Annotated in this window: 15 protein-coding genes; 11 read left to right on the top strand and 4 right to left on the bottom strand. The window is 46.4% G+C overall.

Annotated elements, in window-relative coordinates:
- Positions 1 to 216: 216 nt before the first annotated feature.
- From BM122_RS14205 to BM122_RS14185, 5 genes are all read left to right on the top strand, one after another.
- Positions 217 to 579 (top strand): DUF1428 domain-containing protein, encoded by a 363-nt coding sequence (locus BM122_RS14205; RefSeq protein WP_074906193.1) that lies wholly within the window; start codon positions 217 to 219, stop codon positions 577 to 579.
- A 200-nt stretch (positions 580 to 779) separates the two neighbouring features.
- Complete coding sequence (locus BM122_RS14200) at positions 780 to 1,208, top strand: VOC family protein (protein ID WP_074906192.1); 429 nt, start codon at positions 780 to 782, stop codon at positions 1,206 to 1,208.
- Between the two features lie 209 nt (positions 1,209 to 1,417).
- Positions 1,418 to 2,821, top strand: a complete 1,404-nt coding sequence (locus tag BM122_RS14195; RefSeq protein WP_074906201.1) for an efflux transporter outer membrane subunit — start codon at positions 1,418 to 1,420, stop codon at positions 2,819 to 2,821.
- Positions 2,822 to 3,045: 224 nt separating this feature from the next.
- Entirely contained in the window at positions 3,046 to 4,311 is a 1,266-nt protein-coding gene (locus BM122_RS14190; RefSeq protein WP_074906190.1) for an efflux RND transporter periplasmic adaptor subunit, read from the top strand.
- 88 nt (positions 4,312 to 4,399) lie between these two features.
- Positions 4,400 to 7,594, top strand: coding sequence for a multidrug efflux RND transporter permease subunit (locus BM122_RS14185; protein ID WP_074906189.1), 3,195 nt, complete (start codon positions 4,400 to 4,402; stop codon positions 7,592 to 7,594).
- A 103-nt stretch (positions 7,595 to 7,697) separates the two neighbouring features.
- On the opposite strand, the gene BM122_RS14180 is transcribed toward BM122_RS14185, so the two are convergent.
- From BM122_RS14180 to BM122_RS14170, 3 genes are all read right to left on the bottom strand, one after another.
- On the bottom strand, positions 7,698 to 8,006 hold the full coding sequence (locus BM122_RS14180; RefSeq protein WP_074906187.1) for a c-type cytochrome: 309 nt from the start codon (positions 8,004 to 8,006) through the stop codon (positions 7,698 to 7,700).
- 262 nt (positions 8,007 to 8,268) lie between these two features.
- Positions 8,269 to 9,138 carry a metallophosphoesterase family protein gene (locus BM122_RS14175; protein WP_074906186.1) on the bottom strand — a complete coding sequence of 290 codons (870 nt, stop codon included), beginning with the start codon at positions 9,136 to 9,138 and terminating at the stop codon, positions 8,269 to 8,271.
- Positions 9,135 to 10,067, bottom strand: a complete 933-nt coding sequence (locus tag BM122_RS14170; RefSeq protein WP_074906185.1) for a diacylglycerol/lipid kinase family protein — start codon at positions 10,065 to 10,067, stop codon at positions 9,135 to 9,137. The genes BM122_RS14175 and BM122_RS14170 overlap by 4 nt, the downstream gene beginning before the upstream one ends.
- Positions 10,068 to 10,673: 606 nt before the next feature.
- Here BM122_RS14170 and BM122_RS14165 point away from each other — a divergent pair.
- From BM122_RS14165 to BM122_RS14155, 3 genes are read left to right on the top strand one after another with little or no spacing between them, the layout of a single operon-like run.
- Positions 10,674 to 11,786: a DUF4214 domain-containing protein gene (locus BM122_RS14165; protein ID WP_074906184.1), complete on the top strand. Its 1,113-nt coding sequence runs from the start codon at positions 10,674 to 10,676 to the stop codon at positions 11,784 to 11,786.
- Entirely contained in the window at positions 11,764 to 12,108 is a 345-nt protein-coding gene (locus tag BM122_RS14160) for a TMEM165/GDT1 family protein (RefSeq protein ID WP_256212075.1), read from the top strand. Before BM122_RS14165 ends, BM122_RS14160 begins: the two co-directional genes overlap by 23 nt.
- A gap of 49 nt (positions 12,109 to 12,157) precedes the next feature.
- Positions 12,158 to 12,619 carry a sodium:proline symporter gene (locus tag BM122_RS14155; RefSeq protein ID WP_256212074.1) on the top strand — a complete coding sequence of 154 codons (462 nt, stop codon included), beginning with the start codon at positions 12,158 to 12,160 and terminating at the stop codon, positions 12,617 to 12,619.
- Positions 12,620 to 12,765: 146 nt separating this feature from the next.
- Here the strand turns inward: BM122_RS14155 and BM122_RS14150 are convergent, their stop codons facing one another.
- On the bottom strand, positions 12,766 to 13,833 hold the full coding sequence (locus tag BM122_RS14150) for a LysR family transcriptional regulator (protein WP_074906181.1): 1,068 nt from the start codon (positions 13,831 to 13,833) through the stop codon (positions 12,766 to 12,768).
- On the opposite strand from BM122_RS14150, the gene BM122_RS14145 reads away from it, so the two are divergent.
- From BM122_RS14145 to BM122_RS14130, 3 genes are all read left to right on the top strand, one after another.
- A complete protein-coding gene (locus BM122_RS14145; RefSeq protein WP_083398505.1) occupies positions 13,832 to 14,272 on the top strand; it encodes a DoxX family protein in 441 nt (146 codons plus the stop codon). The genes BM122_RS14150 and BM122_RS14145 overlap by 2 nt on opposite strands.
- A gap of 25 nt (positions 14,273 to 14,297) precedes the next feature.
- On the top strand, positions 14,298 to 15,020 hold the full coding sequence (locus BM122_RS14140) for a pirin family protein (RefSeq protein ID WP_074906179.1): 723 nt from the start codon (positions 14,298 to 14,300) through the stop codon (positions 15,018 to 15,020).
- 867 nt (positions 15,021 to 15,887) lie between these two features.
- On the top strand, positions 15,888 to 17,498 hold the full coding sequence (locus tag BM122_RS14130; RefSeq protein ID WP_074906176.1) for a hypothetical protein: 1,611 nt from the start codon (positions 15,888 to 15,890) through the stop codon (positions 17,496 to 17,498).
- Positions 17,499 to 17,522 lie beyond the last annotated feature (24 nt).

Raw genomic sequence — 17,522 nt, 5'->3', positions numbered from 1 at the left:
GCATTGCAGAGATGAATGCTGCACCAGTTATCTACCGATGGCGCAACTTCGATTTTGCCGCATAATGTATCTATTTTTGTGAAACGATATACTAGGTGATTCCTAGCAAAATGAATACTCTGATCAAGACAAAGAAAAATGGATTTTCCTATCACTTTGTGGGCAATAGAAATACACTTTTATCTGAATCACCTTTATTTAAAAGGAAACCATAGTATGAGCAATTATGTAGATGGATTTGTGATCCCCCTCCCGAAAGACAAGATTAATGATTACAAGCGTATGGCTGAGCAGGCGAGCCAGATCTGGAAAGAGCACGGTGCGCTCGATTATTGGGAATGCATCGGCGACGATCTGAAGGTCAAGGATATGCTGTCTTTTATGAAGATAGCCAATGCAGGTCCTGATGATACCGTAGTGTTCGCGTGGATCGTGTTTGAATCCCGCGAACATCGTGATGCCGTAAACGCAAGAGTTATGGCTGATCCTCGCCTGAAGGAAATGTGTGATCCAGCTAATCAGCCGTTTGATTACAAGAAAATGGCATACGGTGGTTTCAAGACACTGGTGCACGCTTAAGCAGGAGCGCCTATGTGGCGGGCGTAATTCCATTTCCAAATCAAAACTGACTTTGTCGGCTTCGCCTTGCCGTATTATTTATACTGTCTACGGCTCGCCTTCGCGTCATTTTTGATTTGGAAATGGAATAAGGCAAGCCGGGAGAAATTTATCTAGCGAAGCAAGTGATCATTGATCAATCTTAAATTCAAGGAACGAACATGCCAAACACATTTATCGAGCCTTACCTGTTTTTCGGTGGACGTTGCGAAGAGGCCCTCGATTTCTACCGTACAGCACTCGGTGCCCAGGTAGATATACTGTTGCGCCACAAAGACAGCCCTGAACCTCCACCATCTGGCATGCTACCGCCAGGCTTTGAAAACAAAATCATGCACACCACTTTCCGTATCGGCGCAACTACATTGATGGCTTCCGACGGATGCCAGGAAGGGATGAGTTTCAGCGGCTTTTCCCTATCGCTTAGTGTACCGACAGAAGCTGAGGCTGATCATGCTTTTGCCGCACTTGCCGATGGTGGTCAAGTACAGATGCCGCTGACCAAGACGTTCTGGTCCCCGTGCTTTGGTATGCTCACCGACCGCTTTGGTGTTAGCTGGATGATCACTGTCACGACCAATCCATCTTAATAAGGTAAAGGAGAGTGACAGAGATATGGCTGGGTTTTTTTATGCTTCCTGGGAAATACAAACAGCAAATGGCTTGCTGCTGCATTCAAAGTACGCTTTTGTTTTGGAAAATAGTCACTGCTGCGATAATGAATTTTAAACGGGTAGATATAATCCACGTGGCTTTTGTTAGATTCAGCCAAGCATTCCTGATATCCTGTTTATTAGGGATGAAACGCTATTACTGCTGGAACAGTTGGTGCCGCATGGTGTGGCTGCTGCCGATTCTGTGGCTCGCATCCTGTGCCATGGGACCTGACTATGCACGGCCTCGTATCGACATTGCTGATAATTTTCGTATGACGGAGACGGAGGGGCAGTCTATTGCCAATCTTTCCTGGTGGGAGCTTTTGCAGGATGAAGAACTCCGCCAGTTGATCAATCAGGCTTTGCTGGAAAATAAAGACCTGAAACAAGCTGTGGCCAGTGTTGAGGAGCTTCAAGCTCGCCTAAATATTGCCCGCATGGATTTTCTGCCGAAAATGGACGTGTCAGCCAATGCCCCAGTAGCTGGCAAGCTCGGGGGATTTGCTCCTCCCGGATTTCCGTCAGCTTTTAATTATTTTGGCCAGACCACCCTGAATTGGGAGGTGGATATCTGGGGCAGGATCCGTCGCTCTAATGAAGCTGCGCGTGCGGATCTCCTTGCACGTGAGGAAAACCGGCGTGCTGTCGTGCTAACATTAGTCGGCGCGGTGGCGCAAGCCTACTTTGACCTTTTGCAATTTGATATGCAATTGGATATTGCCAGGCGGGCATTGTCTTCGTGGGAAGAGTCAGTTAACATTTCCCGGGCACAGTTGCAACAAGGGGTCGTTTCCCGTCTTGATCTGGATCAGTTTGAGGCGGAGCGGGCTAATGCCGCTGCCCGGGTGGCAGAGCTTGATCGGTTGATGATTCAGAAAGAAAATGAACTCAGTGTGTTGCTGGGAAGAAATCCGATATCGATTGTACGTGGGCGTTCGCTTACAGAGCAGCTGATACCGCCTGAAATACCGGCCGGCCTGCCTTCCGAGTTATTGCAACGACGCCCTGATATTCTTCAGGCAGAACAAACCTTAGCTGCGGCCACTGCCAGGATCGGGGTAGCCAAAGCGGAACGATTTCCCAAAATTTCATTAACGGGTTTCCTCGGTGTAGCGAGCCCGTCATTGTCTAATTTATTGCTTTCGGATAGCGAATTTGGCGTGGGTGGAATTGGGCTGGCAGGCCCACTACTGAATGCACAAAGCCTGGGTTTTCTGCAACGCGCTGCAGAAGCGCAGGCGAAACAGGCATTGGCACAATACGAACAAACCATTCTGGTCGCGTTCAAAGAGGTGGAAGATGCACTCGTAGCGATTCGCACAGCCAACGAACAGCGTAAGGCACAACAAGAGCAGGTCGAGGCGCTTCGCTCAGCTTTACGTACCGCTGATCTTCGTTACCAAGGAGGGATTACCAGCTATGTTGATGTGCTTCTGGCCAAGCGCACTCTGTTCGATGCCGAATTCGCGCTCATGGCAAGCCACCGGCTTCATCTGGTGTCAGTCGTTCAACTTTACAAAGCCTTGGGTGGAGGATGGTTACCATGATGAGAAACGATTGTTCAAGCAGTGAAGTTGAGTATTTGCAGAAGCTGATTTTTTGAAGACCCTTTCGTTAATAAGAATAATTAATTCCATTTTTAAATCAAACATGACGCGAAGGCTAACCGCAGACAGTATCAATCATACGGCAAGGCCGCAAGCAAGGTTTAGCCGACAAAGTCAGTTTTAATTTAGAAATGGAATAAGAACTAAGAGTGGAGTCTGAGTCTATGTACCAAACGATCCAAAGGTTAGCCGTATTCATCGCTCGTGCTGGATATGCCGTAACAAGCATGAGTGTAGGATTATGCCTGATCCTGCTTGCTGGCTGTGCCGAGGAACCATCTACCGATTTATCACCGCCTGTTCCTCAGGTGGAAGTCATGACGGTGACTGCACGAACGATTGAGGATCAACCGGAATTCATTGGGCAAACTGAAGCCTTCCGTCCAGTGGAGATTCGATCACAGGTAAGTGGGATCATTAAAAAAGTTTCTTTTACTGAAGGCCGGGATGTTAAAAAAGGAGACCGGCTATACTTGATTGATCCCGTGCCATTTAAAGCCATTTACCTTAGCAGTAAAGCCAAAGTAGCCGAGGCCCAGGCTCGATTGACCCAGGCTAAAAATGATTTGGAGCGTGTGAAACCGCTGCTTAAAAAACAGGCTGTCAGCAAAAAGGATGTTGATGATGCCGAGGCCGAGGTGTTGGCAGCCAAAGCTGCGCTGGAAGCTGCACAAAATGATCTGGTCAAAGCGAAATTCGATCTGGACAATACTCTGATTACTGCGCCTGTAAGTGGTCGCATCGGTCGAAGCCAATTCTACGAAGGGCGGTTGATCTCTGCCCAGACGACCTTGCTGGCTACCATCGATCAGCTGGATCCCATGTATGTGAATGTGAGCGTTCCTGAAAGTTATCTGCTGCGCCGCCGCCGTGAACTTGCCGAGCAAAAAATTCAGCGACCTGATATTTTTCAATTAAGGGGCATGATGATTTTTTCTGATGGAAGTGTATATCCGGAGGAAGGGATGCTCGATTTTGCCGACATCGCTTTACGACCTGAAACAGGTACGTTGCAAGGTCGATTCAAATTTCCCAATCCGGAAGGGAAAGAAGCGCCGGGACGCTCCTACTTTTTTCCTGGCCAATTTGTCAAGATTCGCCTCAAGGGTTATATTCGAACGAATGCTATTCTCATCCCGCAGCGTGCTGTGCAGCAGGGAACGACCGGCTCATTTGTTTATGTGATTGACAAAGAAGAGAAAGCAGAGCTAAGGCCAGTTCAGGCTAGCACTTGGCATGGCGATGAATGGCTGATTGACTCCGGTTTGCAGGTCGGCGAACGCGTGGTGGTCGGCGGGTTTCATCGCATCCTGCCAGGAACGCGAGTAAATGTTATGGAGATGCAGAACGAAAGCATTTCTTCTTCGATTTCTTCCGAAGAACAAGTCACCTATCATTCCATTTCCAAATCAGAAATGACGCGAAGGTGAACCGCAGACAGTATCAAAAATACGGCAAGGCCGCAAGCAAGGTTTAGCTGACAAAGTCAGTTTTGATTTAGAAATGGAATAACATGCCATGAGCTCACACTTTTTCATTGACCGGCCCATTTTTGCATCGGTTCTCTCTATCATTATTGTGGTAGTTGGTTTGGTTGCTTTACAGGCCTTGCCGATTGCGCAGTTTCCTCAAATTACTCCTCCCATGGTGCAGATTGATGCAGATTATCCTGGCGCCAGCGCAGAGGTGGTGGCAGAAGCTGTAGCACGACCCATTGAAGTGCAACTACCCGGCATCGATAATCTTCTCTATTACGAATCCACCAGCACGAATGATGGGCATATGACGTTGAAACTCACATTCGAGATTGGCACGGATATTGATATTGCCCAGGTGCAAACGCAGAACCGGCAACGTCTTGCCGAACCCCAACTTCCTGCCGAAGTCATACGCCAGGGTGTCACCGTAAAAAAGACTTCGCCTGATTTGTTAGCGGTCATTGCGTTGAGTTCGACTGATCCCAAGCATGATAATGTTTTTCTCTCAAACTATGCATTGCTGCGGATTATCGATAATATCAAGCGGCTGCCGGGTGTGGGCGACGCCATTATCTTCGGCGGGCAGAACTATTCCATGAGAATCATTCTCGACCCTATCCGTATGGCGCAGCTTAATCTGACCCCAACTGAAATTGCAACTGTTGTGCGCGACCAGAATCGCGATTTTCCAGCTGGCAGGATAGGCCGTGAGCCCTTACTTAAAGCAACAGAGCTGACTATTCCAGTCATTACACGCGGTCGCATGAGCGAGGTCAAGGAATTTGAAAACATGATTGTGCGTGCCTATCCTGATGGTTCCATGGTGCGGTTGAGCGATGTCGCGCGTATAGAGCTGGGAGCCCAGTCCTATGATCTTGAGGGAAGATGGAATAGCAAACCCAATACCTTTCTTTTAACCTTTCTTTCTCCCGGGGCGAATGCACTCGATACAGTAAAACGGATACGTCAGGAAATGGATCGGCTGACCAAAAGTTTTCCTGCCGGTGTATCGTACGATATTCCCTATGACACAACCATATTTATCGATGTTTCCATTAGAGAGGTGGTGAAAACTCTTGTTGAAGCAACGTTGCTGGTGATTCTGGTTGTTTTTATTTTTCTGCAAAACTGGCGAGCGACCATCATTCCAACTGTCGCGGTTCCGATCTCACTCATTGGCACACTTGCCGGGATGGCGGCGCTGGGGTTCTCAATCAATACATTAACCCTTTTCGGCATGGTACTGGCGATCGGTATCGTGGTGGATGATGCCATCGTAGTGGTAGAGAATGTCGAGCGCCATATGACCCAAGGTGGGCTGTCACCCCGCGAAGCGGCAAAAAAAGCCATGGAGGAGGTAACCGGCCCGGTGATTGCGATTGTGCTGGTGCTAACTGCCGTATTTGTACCGGTGGGATTTTTGGGAGGAATTACGGGTGAATTGTATAAGCAGTTCGCCATTACCATTGCGCTTTCTGTGATCATTTCCGGCTTCGTGGCACTGACTCTTAGCCCTGCCTTGTGTGCGCTGGTTCTTAAACCAGGTCATGGTGCGCCCGGGGGATTCTGGAAGCTATTCAACCGGCTGTTTGATTGGGTGCAAGTACGCTATGCAGGCACTGTCGGGGCTATCATCAAGCGTTCGGTGATGTCCATGACCATCTTTCTGGCCTTGCTATTCGTTATTCTGGGTTTGTTTAAGATCACCCCGGGGAGTTTTCTGCCGGAAGAAGATCAGGGTTATTTTATTACGGTTATCCAGTTGCCGGATGGGGCTTCTCTGGCACGCACAACCGAGGTTCTGAATAAGGTAGAGCGCTATTTCCAGTCGATTTCTGCCGTTCACTCAACCGATACATTGGCTGGACAGAATTTTGTGTTCGGTACCCGGGGAACGAATCAGGCAACAATGTTTGTCCCGTTACATCATTGGGATACGCGCAAAAATGCCGAGGAGCAGGTGCCCGGTCTGATTGCAGGGGCTTTTGAGGAGTTTGCCAAAATTCCTGAAGCTTTAATTCTGGCATTTAATGCGCCTTCCATCAGCGGATTAGGCACCACCGGTGGCTTTACGGTTCAATTGCAGGATCCCAGCGGAGGTGATTTTGCCGAATTTGCAACAACGGCTCAGGAATTTGTCACGCAGGCCCTGGCACATCCTGCGATCGCGGTGGCAGGCACCAATTTCCGGGTAAGCTCGCCTCGACTCTATGCCCAGGTAGACCGGGAGCGGGCTAAAGCATTGGGTGTGCCTATTTCTGAAGTGTTCGATACTATGCAGGCTTATTTTGGCAATCTGTATATCAACGACTTTGTAAAATTTGGCCGTATTTACCGCGTACAAACCGAAGCCCTACCTGAATATCGCTCCAATCCGGATGATATCAGCAAAATCTATGTGCGCGCTCGCAGTGATGATACTCAGTCCATGATTCCGCTAAACTCGGTGGTGACCACTGAGTTCAGCAGCGGGCCGGATCCGGTTACTCATTTCAACGGCTTCAATTCCGCACTCGTATTGGGAAGTGCTGCACCCGGCTATAGTTCAGGACAAGCGCTGGACGCACTGGAGCAAATAGCACAGGAAATCCTGGAACCGAAAGGCTACACGCTCGATTGGAGTGGTATCTCCTTCCAGGAGCGTAAGGTCGGCGGGCAAGCCGTGATAGTATTTTTGTTTGCGTTGCTCATGGTTTTCCTGGTGCTGGCTGCCTTATATGAAAGTTGGTCCATCCCATTTGCTGTCATTCTGGCGATACCCTTTGGTGTCCTGGGAGCACTGCTGGCTATCTGGACGCGCGGCCTGAGCAACGATATTTATTTCCAGATCGGACTCATCACTCTGATTGGGCTCGCCGCCAAGAATGCGATTCTGATCGTCGAGTTTGCCAATCAACGTTATGCAGCGGGTCAACCTTTAGTCGAAGCTGCGCTTGAAGCGGCACGTCTTCGATTTCGACCCATTATCATGACATCCATGGCCTTTATTTTGGGTGTGTTTCCACTGGTGATTGCCTCTGGCGCGGGTGCTGCAAGCCGGCATTCCATCGGAACCGGCGTGTTCGGCGGCATGTTAGCCGCTACCTTTCTTGCCATCTTTTTTGTGCCGCTCTTTTTCGTGGTGATTAGCCAGTTGACTCGCCGCAAAAAGCATTCCATGCCTGCAACCAGCCAAGTTGAAACGAATCATGTTGAAATACGAGGTTCTTCTACTTCAGAAGAAAAATCAGAATAACAATTGATGGTTCACTTCCATTTGTCAATCGAACATAAACTATACTTAACCTGACTATTTCATCAGAATGGTTCTAGTAAAATAGCCAGGTTAAACAATCGATTTACTTGGTTCTGCTATTGACGAGCACGTATTCCGCCAAACGATCCGCTGGCTCGCCCTGGATGTTAGGGAAGGCAGTCATGCCCATACTACCTGTCTGTACTTTTTTGATGATGGCGTCTTTATTTGCCATGGCAGGGTCCAACACCAACACACTCCCATCAGTATTCGGTTTGTGGCATTTAGTACAGTTCAGGCTGAATATCTCCTCACCACTGGCTGTCGCCGGGGGAGTGTAATTATCAGTTTTGGCACAACTCACCAAGCTTGTTAATCCTATCGTTGCGAAGAGTAAAGTTATTTTTTTCATAGTCAAGCTCCGGTTTCTTCCTCAAAATGATTAATTTGAAAGATATGCTGCAATTGAGTGAAGGTGAACATTACCTTTTGACACTCCCGCTGGTCAAGGAGAATATTATCTTCTAATCGCTAATTCCATTTCTAAATCAAAACGGGCTTTGTCGGCTATACCTTGCCGTATTATTTATACTGTCTGTGGTTCGCTTTTGCGTCTTTTTGATTTGAAATGGGGATTAGACTTTTTCTGTGGAGATATGATTCCTCATCCTCAGTCATTGCCTTGGGTATTCAGTCAGATTCTCCCCCTCTTGAAAAGATAAATCGTGATTCCAACTTAAGGTGGCATCGCGGCTAAAACGGTGGGTTTCTTTGGGGCTAAAATGAAACCATAAGTCCATGTCAAAACGGGTTAATGTAATGCTAGGAACCAGATCCGTATTGATTTCAATCATATTAAAAGAATTTGGAGCGCCAGCTCGAGTCCGCGACGAAAGGCAAGTGCCAGCCACAGAAAGAATCATTTTTCGCTGAATATGCGGATAGCGATCCTCAGATAAGCTTATAAAAGGATGATGAATATGGCCGGAAACAATCATATCTACATTATGGCGCTCAAAAAGAGCAATGGCCTTATTACGCCCCTTAAGTAGATTTTTATCATCTACATGTTTAGCGCAGTCCATGGGGTGATGAAATGCGACGATGCGTACTTTACAGTGAGAATAACTTTCCTGAAACTGTTTCTCAAGGTAGGAATTTTGAAAGTCACCTTGTACGTGCCGCCAACGACTGGTCGAATTTAAGCATGTGATACAGAGGTCCTCCAAAACAATATTTTGTTCTAATTTTTGTTTAAAGATGTTTTCATATCCCTTGTAGGGATGAAAAATGCGCGCATAAATATTTCCGAGTGGAATATCGTGATTGCCAGGCACGGCAATTACAGCCGCTGATCCAAGCAGATCAACAAAATCTTTGGCGGCTTTAAATTGATTAGCCCGTGCTCGTTGAGTGATATCACCTGTCAGAAGAACTAAGGTTGGCTGAATCTCTTTTAAAATGTTAAGTAGCCCATCGACCACTTCTAAACGAGTGGTCCCAAAATGGGGATCAGAAAGATGAGCCACTCGCAATAAACTCATTTTAAAGGCTCGCTGGTCAATGATGCCTGGGTCGGTAAGACCATGTTGAGTGCTCCTGGTAGAGCACTGATATGAAGAGGCGAATTCATTTTCATGATTTCCCCATCCAAGGCAACCAGATTTGAAGGCTTACGTGTATGAATAATGAGAGAATCAGCGCAAAAAGTATCAAGATTTTCTTCATCTTCTAGAGTTTTAAATATGCCTCTTAAAATGATTCTGGTAATTTCAGATTTAGTGATCGGTTTCATCATGACAACCGCTAAAAGATTAGCCTTCATACAATGAGCGACATTCAGAGCAAGATTTCGTAATTGCAAGGCATTATTACCAATAAAAATCATTGGAGTGTATACCGTATCCAGTTTATCTCCAGTAAGCAGATCTACTTTAAGTAAGCGGTGTTTACTAAAAAAGCTCAGGATTGTCGAAATAATAACTACTAACTGATATCGACCAAAACGGTTGGTACTGCGTTCGCGATCTTTAATAGCTTTAGCATACAAACCTAAGCTAGCATTAATCACAAAAACTTGCCCATTTATTAAACCTAATCTTACTGGCCGAGGCACGCCTGTGAGTGCTAGGCGGAATGCGGCCAGATGATCTTCAGGAACATGATGGGCACGTGCGAAGAAATTAAAGGTCCCAAAAGGCACAACGGCAAAGCGTACATTTTTCCCATACGCTGCTTGCGCAACACTACGAATAGTTCCATCACCTCCAGCAGCTATCACAACATCGCAGGTATTCAATGCCCGCTCTACGGCAATTTGGCTTTGTTGTTCAAGCTCCTCAGGGCAATGTATGATATACTCGACAAGTTCATAATTAAGCTCCTTGCAGATGTTTTTAAACTCTTGAGCTAATGTTGAGCCTTTGCCAACTCCTGATTTTGCGTTAATGATAAGATGGGCACGCGGTCTCATAAGTAATTAAAAGATTAATTTAATAACTAATACGAGTTACTATCGCATATTCGAGTTCCAGCTATTTTTAATATCATCCATTCTGACCGAAAAATCAGAAAATTATTTGTGTCACATTACCTTATTCCATTTCTAAATCAAAAATGACGCGAAGGCGAGCCGCAGACAGTATAAATAATACGGCAAGGCGAAGCCGACAAAGTCGGTTTTGATTTAGAAATGGAATAACATCAATCAGTTAAAAATATTCAACCTATCTATCCAAAACGCCAGGTTATCTTTATATAAAATATGAGACCTTTATTCATCAAATTGTTCTCATCAATTGGAAACTTTTGAAAACGCAGTTTCGCTAAAATGTAGTTTCGCTAAAACACAGTTTCGCTAAAGCGAAGTCTCACTAAAAAATCGCAGCGAATGATCAGAAGCAAGGTAGACGTAACGCAGAAACGACAAAACAAACTTTTGACGCAGTCACATGCCAAGAAAAGGGGCAAAGCACAAGCACCATCCGATGCGGCTTTCCGGATTGCGCAATAGATTTATTCCCAATCTCTGAGAAAGTCCAATAAAATCTCTCACCATTCAATCGTTAAGGAGGGCTTTATGTCATTTCACCTATACCGCATCAACGAACTTTATTCGAATTCAGACGGTTCTATTCAGTTTATAGAAATGTCAGTGGGTGATTTTAATGCAGAATCATTCTGGATCAATCAGAGTATTTCTGTTACGCAAGGTAGCGCAACCAACACTTTCAGCTTCCCTGCCAATCTTGCTAATACCTCTACTGCCAACACGACCGTACTGATCGCAACACAAGGCTTCGCTAATTTGGGCGTTGCCACGCCGGATTTTATTATTCCTGCCGGATTTTTATTTACCAATGGTAGCGCAACTGTCAATTTTGCAGATGTCGATACGGTCACTTACAATGCGCTACCACTTGATGGCACGAACTCAATCGACCGCAATGGTGCCATCGCGGTTAACTCACCCAAAAATTTTGCGGGCGAAACGGGAACCGTTCAAGGCAATTTAATAGCTGGGACCGATGGCACTGACCAAGGCAATTTAATGGTTGGGACTGATGGCGCTGACACTCTTACTGGCACTGCCGGGAACGATTTTTTGAACGGCCTTGGAGGAGATGATTCTCTGGATGGGGGAGCTGGTGCTGATACTGCGGTCTATAGCGGCAGCAGCTCGGCATTTGGCATCAACGCAACTGCATCCGGCTTCAGTGTGAGCGGACCGGAAGGTAACGACACGCTCGTCAACATGGAACGGTTCGATTTCCAGGACAAAAATCTGGCATTTGATCTTGCTCAGGGCCAAGCTGCTGGCAATACGGTGCGCCTCATCGGAGCGGCCTTTGACACACAGAACATTACCCCTGAGTTCGTGACTATCGGCTTACAGCTATTTGATGGTGGTCGGTCGATGCTGGAAGTCAGTCAGTTAGCCATCGATACCCCGCTGTTCGCTTCGCTAGCAGGTTCGTCCAGCAATGCTGATTTTGTCAACTTGGTTTACCAAAACGTAGTGGGTGCACCGCCTTCAGCAGAGGAGCGAGATTTCTATGTTGGTTTATTGCAAGGCAATGGAGGCTCCATGGCTCAGGCTGAGCTGTTGGTGTTAGCGGCCGATTCCGCTATGAATGAGACCAATATCAATCTTGTTGGCTTGAGTCAAAATGGAGTTGAGTATACCGGTTGAAAAATCCAGCTTGAGCTACGGATGGAGTGACCCAAAAATATTTTTTAAAATGGACTACAAATTATTGTTCACTGTTTTTACTGCTGTGTTTATTGCTGAATTAGGGGATAAGACTCAATTAGCCACTATGCTATTTGCGGCAGACAAGGAAGTAAGCAAAATGACTATATTTTTCGGCGCTTCATTGGCACTGATATTGACTTCGGCCATAGGGGTGTTGCTGGGTGGGGTGATTGCCCAATATATCAGTACAAAACATCTGCACTATCTTGCCGGGGTAGGATTTATCGGCATTGGGATATGGACACTGTTGAAAGCTTAACCCTGAAATTTGTTAGATAGAAATAAATTGGTCTGATTATTTTTCCAGAGTGAACCCGTCAACCAAATTTCTGACAGCCGCGCTTTATGCGGGGATGGCTGCGTCAGTATTATCGACTGTTGCTCAAATTTTGCTGTGGGGGTTATTCTGGGATGCGCTGCCTACAATTTTATACCGCGATGCCCGTTTTGCTGCTGCGATCATTCTGGGGCGAGGGGTGTTGCCCCCACCGGCAACCCTGGATTGGCAGGTGATGCTGATTGCAACAGGAATCCACCTTGTCTTATCAATTATCTATGCGATAGTACTGTCCTGGTTGATTCGTCCGCTCGCCTTAAAAGCTTCGTTGATTGCAGGTGGCTTATTTGGTGTGGGCCTATTTATCGTGAATATGTATGGTTTTGTCCACATTTTTCCATGGTTTGTAGAAACGCGGGACTGGATTACGGTAGCTGCCCATATCGTGTTTGGTATCTCTGCTGCAGCGGCGTATAAGGTTTTAACCAGGTAATTCCATTTTCATATCAACACTAATTTTATCGGCTCACCTTGCCGTATGATTGATACGGTCTGCAGCTCATCTTCGCGTTATTTTGCTTTGGAATTGGAATAAGGATTATGTGAGCGGGCTAAGTGAGCGGCGATACATGAATTTCATTAAACTGGCATTTCATTGGATTGGTCCAGGTTCAGCAATGGATGGGATAACAAACGCTCGGTCATAAAATCAAGCAGAATTTTGACCGCTGCGGGTAAATGCTTCCGGGTGGGATAAATCAGAAACAATTGATCAGTCTCAACGACATATTGCTCAAGGATATTTACTAATTGACCGGCCAGTACTTCAGCATGACACATAAAGGGTGGCATTAAGGCGATGCCCGCGCCAGCCGCTGCAGCATCTTTCATCACATTGTAATGATCTACGCTCAGCTTGCCATGAAGTTGAATCTCAGTGCGGCTATCCGGTGCTTTTTGATGAGAGTAGCAGCTGGCTTGAATCATTTGCAGATGGGTATGACGAAACAGAATACTTTCATGTTTTGTCAGCGCCTGTAATGTATCTGGATGGCCATGCCTGCCCAGATAGTAAGGGCTTGCATAAAACCTGAGCGACAGCTCACCCAATTTTTTGGCAACCAGACTCGAATCTTCTAATGCGCCTGCACCCATGCGCAACGCCAGATCAAATCCTTCCTCAATCAAATTGACCAAGCGTGAGGAAAGATCCACCTGCACATACACTCGCGGGTAAAGCTGCATAAAATCCGCAATTAAGCTGCCCATAAAAAACATGCCAAACTCTACCGGCATGGTGATTTTCAAGTGGCCTTCAGGTTGCTCTTGCATATTTTTAATACGGCATAGCACATCCCCAATCTGCTGCAGTGAAGCATTAGTTTGCTCAAAGAGCAGCATACCCGCTTCCGTCAGGTGCAGGCTGCGTGTGGTACGCTGGATCAGGCGAACAGCCAGATCATCTTCCAGGCGTTGGACTGCTCGACTGACTGACGCTTTGGGCTGATTCAGCTTGCGCGCAGCTGCACTAAAACCGCCTGCGCGGATGACTTCTTTAAATAGGGTCAAGTCGTTGAGATTAATGTGGGTAAGCAGCATCATTGTTCCATTATTAATAACAGTTATTCTAATTTTAATATACTTATCTGTTATCTGGAACAATAGTAAAGTATCAGCTTGATTATTTACTTCTGGAGGAGCCAACATGTTTCAAGTCATTCATGGAACCGTAACCCGTTTTTTGACGCAAGCTACCATCGCCAATGTATTATTCCTATTAGCGCGTGTCTTGCTAGCGTCCATTTTTGTTATGGCCGGCTATAATAAGCTGGGCGTGGGCTATGAGGGTACCGCCCAATATATGACCAGCATGGGGGTATCCCCCTTGTTATTACCGTTGACCATCGCACTTGAACTGGGAGGCGGGATAGCACTGATACTCGGCTGGCAAACACGCACTATAGCGCTTTTGCTGGTTGGATTTTCGGTTGTTACAGGCATTATTTTTCATGGGGACTCAGCCGAGCAGATCCAGCAAATTATGCTGATGAAAAATATCAGTATGGCAGGGGGCTTGCTGGTGCTTGCCTTGGCTGGTGCGGGGCGCTTGTCGTTAGACCGCAAACTGTATGGTGATAGCGTCTAATTTTTTACGGAAAAAGGAGATCATCATGTTCGAACTTAGATCTGCAAATGCGCGAGGGATTTCTAACCTTGAGTGGTTATATTCGCAGCATACGTTTTCGTTTGGTGATTATCAGGATACTGACCAAATGGGTTTTTCCGATTTGCTGGTGATCAATGAGGACCGCGTGCAGCCTGCACGTGGCTTTGCCCCTCACTCACATGACAACATGGAAATTTTCTCCTATGTGCTGGAGGGGGCGCTTGAGCATCGTGATTCGATGGGAAGCACATCAATTATTCGCCCAGGTGATGTACAGATAATGAGTGCTGGCACGGGTATCACCCATAGTGAACATAATGCTTCAGCGTATGAGCCAGTCCATTTTCTGCAAATCTGGATAGTCCCTGATCAGCCGGGGATGAAGCCACGCTATCAGCAACACCATTTTGACACAGCTAAAAAACGAGGAAGTTTGCATTTGATCATTTCACCGCATGGTGAACATCAATCACTTTCGATCCATCAGGATGTGCGGGTATTTGCAGGGCTATTTGACGGGGATGAACAATTTACGTTGCAGCTGCCAGAAAACCGCTATGCCTATGTGCATGTTGCCCGCGGTTTACTTGAACTGAACAATCATCCTATGGGGGCAGGTGATGGGATGCGAGTACGAGGTGAACGAGAACTTCATTTTGATCATGGCCAGGCGGCTGAGGTATTGGTATTCGATTTAAGACCAAAAGCGCTGCCCTATGAGAAATAGTGGCAAGGATGGCTGAGTTGTGGTTATTTAACTTAGGTCATGAGTGAAGCAAGTGAAGTTTATAGGTTTATAGAGAGTAACAAAATCTTCCCTCAACAGTACTCACAGAAGCTGCCTATGAGCATTTGCTTACACTCTGGACTTCTGGTGTGCGCGATTATCACATGATGTTGTCAGCCTGTTTAACAGCCGACTCAATGTGTACCAAACCAGGCTTTCCGGCAACGTCGTCAATGGCGGGCGCACCGGGTTATCAGCTTTCCATGATTCTTCGGCTGTGTTGATGGCTTGTTCCTGTTGGGGGCTACACTACAACACAGCTGGTGCAGCAATTTGCGAGCTAATCCCGATATTTCGTGCCCCTTGGCATAACGTACGAAATATCGGGGTTAAATAAAGATTCAATTTGTTACAACAACCAGCCACAACATCCCAGTCACTATATTCATCATCAGTAAGATCTGCTATGCAAATGGCATTGCAAGCAGGTATCATCTCTCGATTTTTTTATATTGATCATAATTGCTCATCTTTGCTGTTATAGCACAGGAATTTAATCTGCAGCAAAGAGTACAAATGCGGCCAAGAAAGACCGGCTAAGTCTGGCATGATTTGGAAAGGGAGTCAGATTTCTTCTTTCCGGGCATTGGTAGGCTAATCAATATTCAGAATTAGCCTTTGGATCACTCCACCCTTCACTTTTTCCAGCAATAGTCGTTATTCCATTTCTAAAACAAAAATGACGCGAAGGTGAGCCGCAGACAATATAACTAATACGGCAAGGTGAAGCCGACAAAGTCAGTTTCAATTTGGAAATGGAATTAGCTATAACAAAACATGAATTAAAGGATCAATTAAGGATCATCGATGAAAGTATCAACCAACTTGTACCTGGGAGGAATTGCGGCGGTTTATATGTTGTGGCTGTGTTGTTGGCTGGTTTTGGGAGATCAGGCTTTCGGATTGAATTTTTATAACTGGGATCAGGGGCTAGTGACCGTAATAACGGCGCTTGCCGCTTTCATGGCTGCATGGAAGGTAGTCCGGCCTTATGCTGGGTTTATGGCCATCCAGGGCGTTGGCCTGATCCTGCTGACGATCACTTGGCTGACTCATGATCCGGATGGAATTCATGATTTTTTGCATTTTGCGCAACCCGGTTTTCCCAATTATTCGGCGATCAGTTATAGCGGATTTATTTTTAGTTGGGCGTGTGCCTGGGGTTATCTGGCGATAGAGCTCTGGCATCGTTATCCCCCGACAGTGTTGACCAAAGCGGTTTTTTCTCTGTTGTTTTTTGGCTTGGCATTGATTCTGGCGAGCTTTTATTACCCTCAATATAACTCGAGTCTCAATACGATGGCAGGGCGGCTCGATGCAGTGACTGCGGGTCTTGAATTTCTGGTGTTGTTGATCGGCCTGGGGTGTATTTTATTGAAGGCACCGTTTGTCATTAATTGGTTGCTGCTGGCAACAGCCTTGTTGATAGCAAGTGATATGGTCTACAGTGAACAAGATGTGCCGGCAGGGATTGAAGCTGTCTGGATGTTCGGTCAGTTTTTATTATTATCTTCGTATTTACTGCTATCCGAGATCAGAAAAGAAGATCTGGGAAAAACCAATGATCTGCATTTTCACAATGACAAGATCAGGCGCTCAAGGTCCGATCTATCAGGGATTCTCATTCTGCTTTCTTTGGGCGGATTATTGATGATGGTCGTGCTAGGTTTGATTCAGATTCACGTGGTATGGAAAGCTTTTTTTGCGGTTTTGTTTATCGTTGCCCTAGTGGTCAGCGTGGTCTGGTTAACCGATCATTTTGACGATAGCGTACAGTATCTTAAAAAATACACAGCACGCTTGCATCAGAACCGGCTGGAGTATGAAGATTGGCGGACTGAAAGTGGACGCATCTACGCTACATTGCAGTCTACTGGACTGGGTGAATATCTTGATTCACTCAACCAGTCGGCGCGTCTGCTTAAACAGGATGTCATTTTTCTTGGGCCGGAACGGCTTTATCCCGAAGTGGTAAGGAGTGCCGAGCCACGCCAGATAAGCTGTTTTATTGTGATGCCATTTAGCCTGGAATGGTCTGATGAGGTACATCGTATCTTATCCAGTGTCTGTAAATCGTTAGCCGTTCAGCCAATGCGCGGGGACGATGTGTTTAAGCCTAGCGACATTCTGGTTGATATCTGGCAAAGTATTAACGCCGCAGATTTCGTTATCGCCGATATTTCGGGAAGAAATCCTAATGTGCTTTACGAGCTCGGTATCGCCCACACCCTCGCCAAGCCCGTGCTGATCATTTCAAAAAATGCGGACGATATTCCCATCGACCTGAGCACACGCCGGGTGATCATTTATGGTCAGAATGGAGTACACTGGCAAGAAGATCTTGAAGTTAAAGTGACTCTGGCACTGCAGGAAATCATCATGGCTTATTCTTTAGATACACCAAGCAAGTTAATCTAATCGCTGACGAGGGTTCTTTTTACT

The organism is Nitrosomonas communis (genome assembly GCF_900114745.1).
Taxonomy (GTDB): domain Bacteria; phylum Pseudomonadota; class Gammaproteobacteria; order Burkholderiales; family Nitrosomonadaceae; genus Nitrosomonas; species Nitrosomonas communis_A.
The sequence above is the reverse complement of the archived record's forward strand: the minus strand, read 5'-3'. Positions and strand labels throughout refer to the sequence as shown.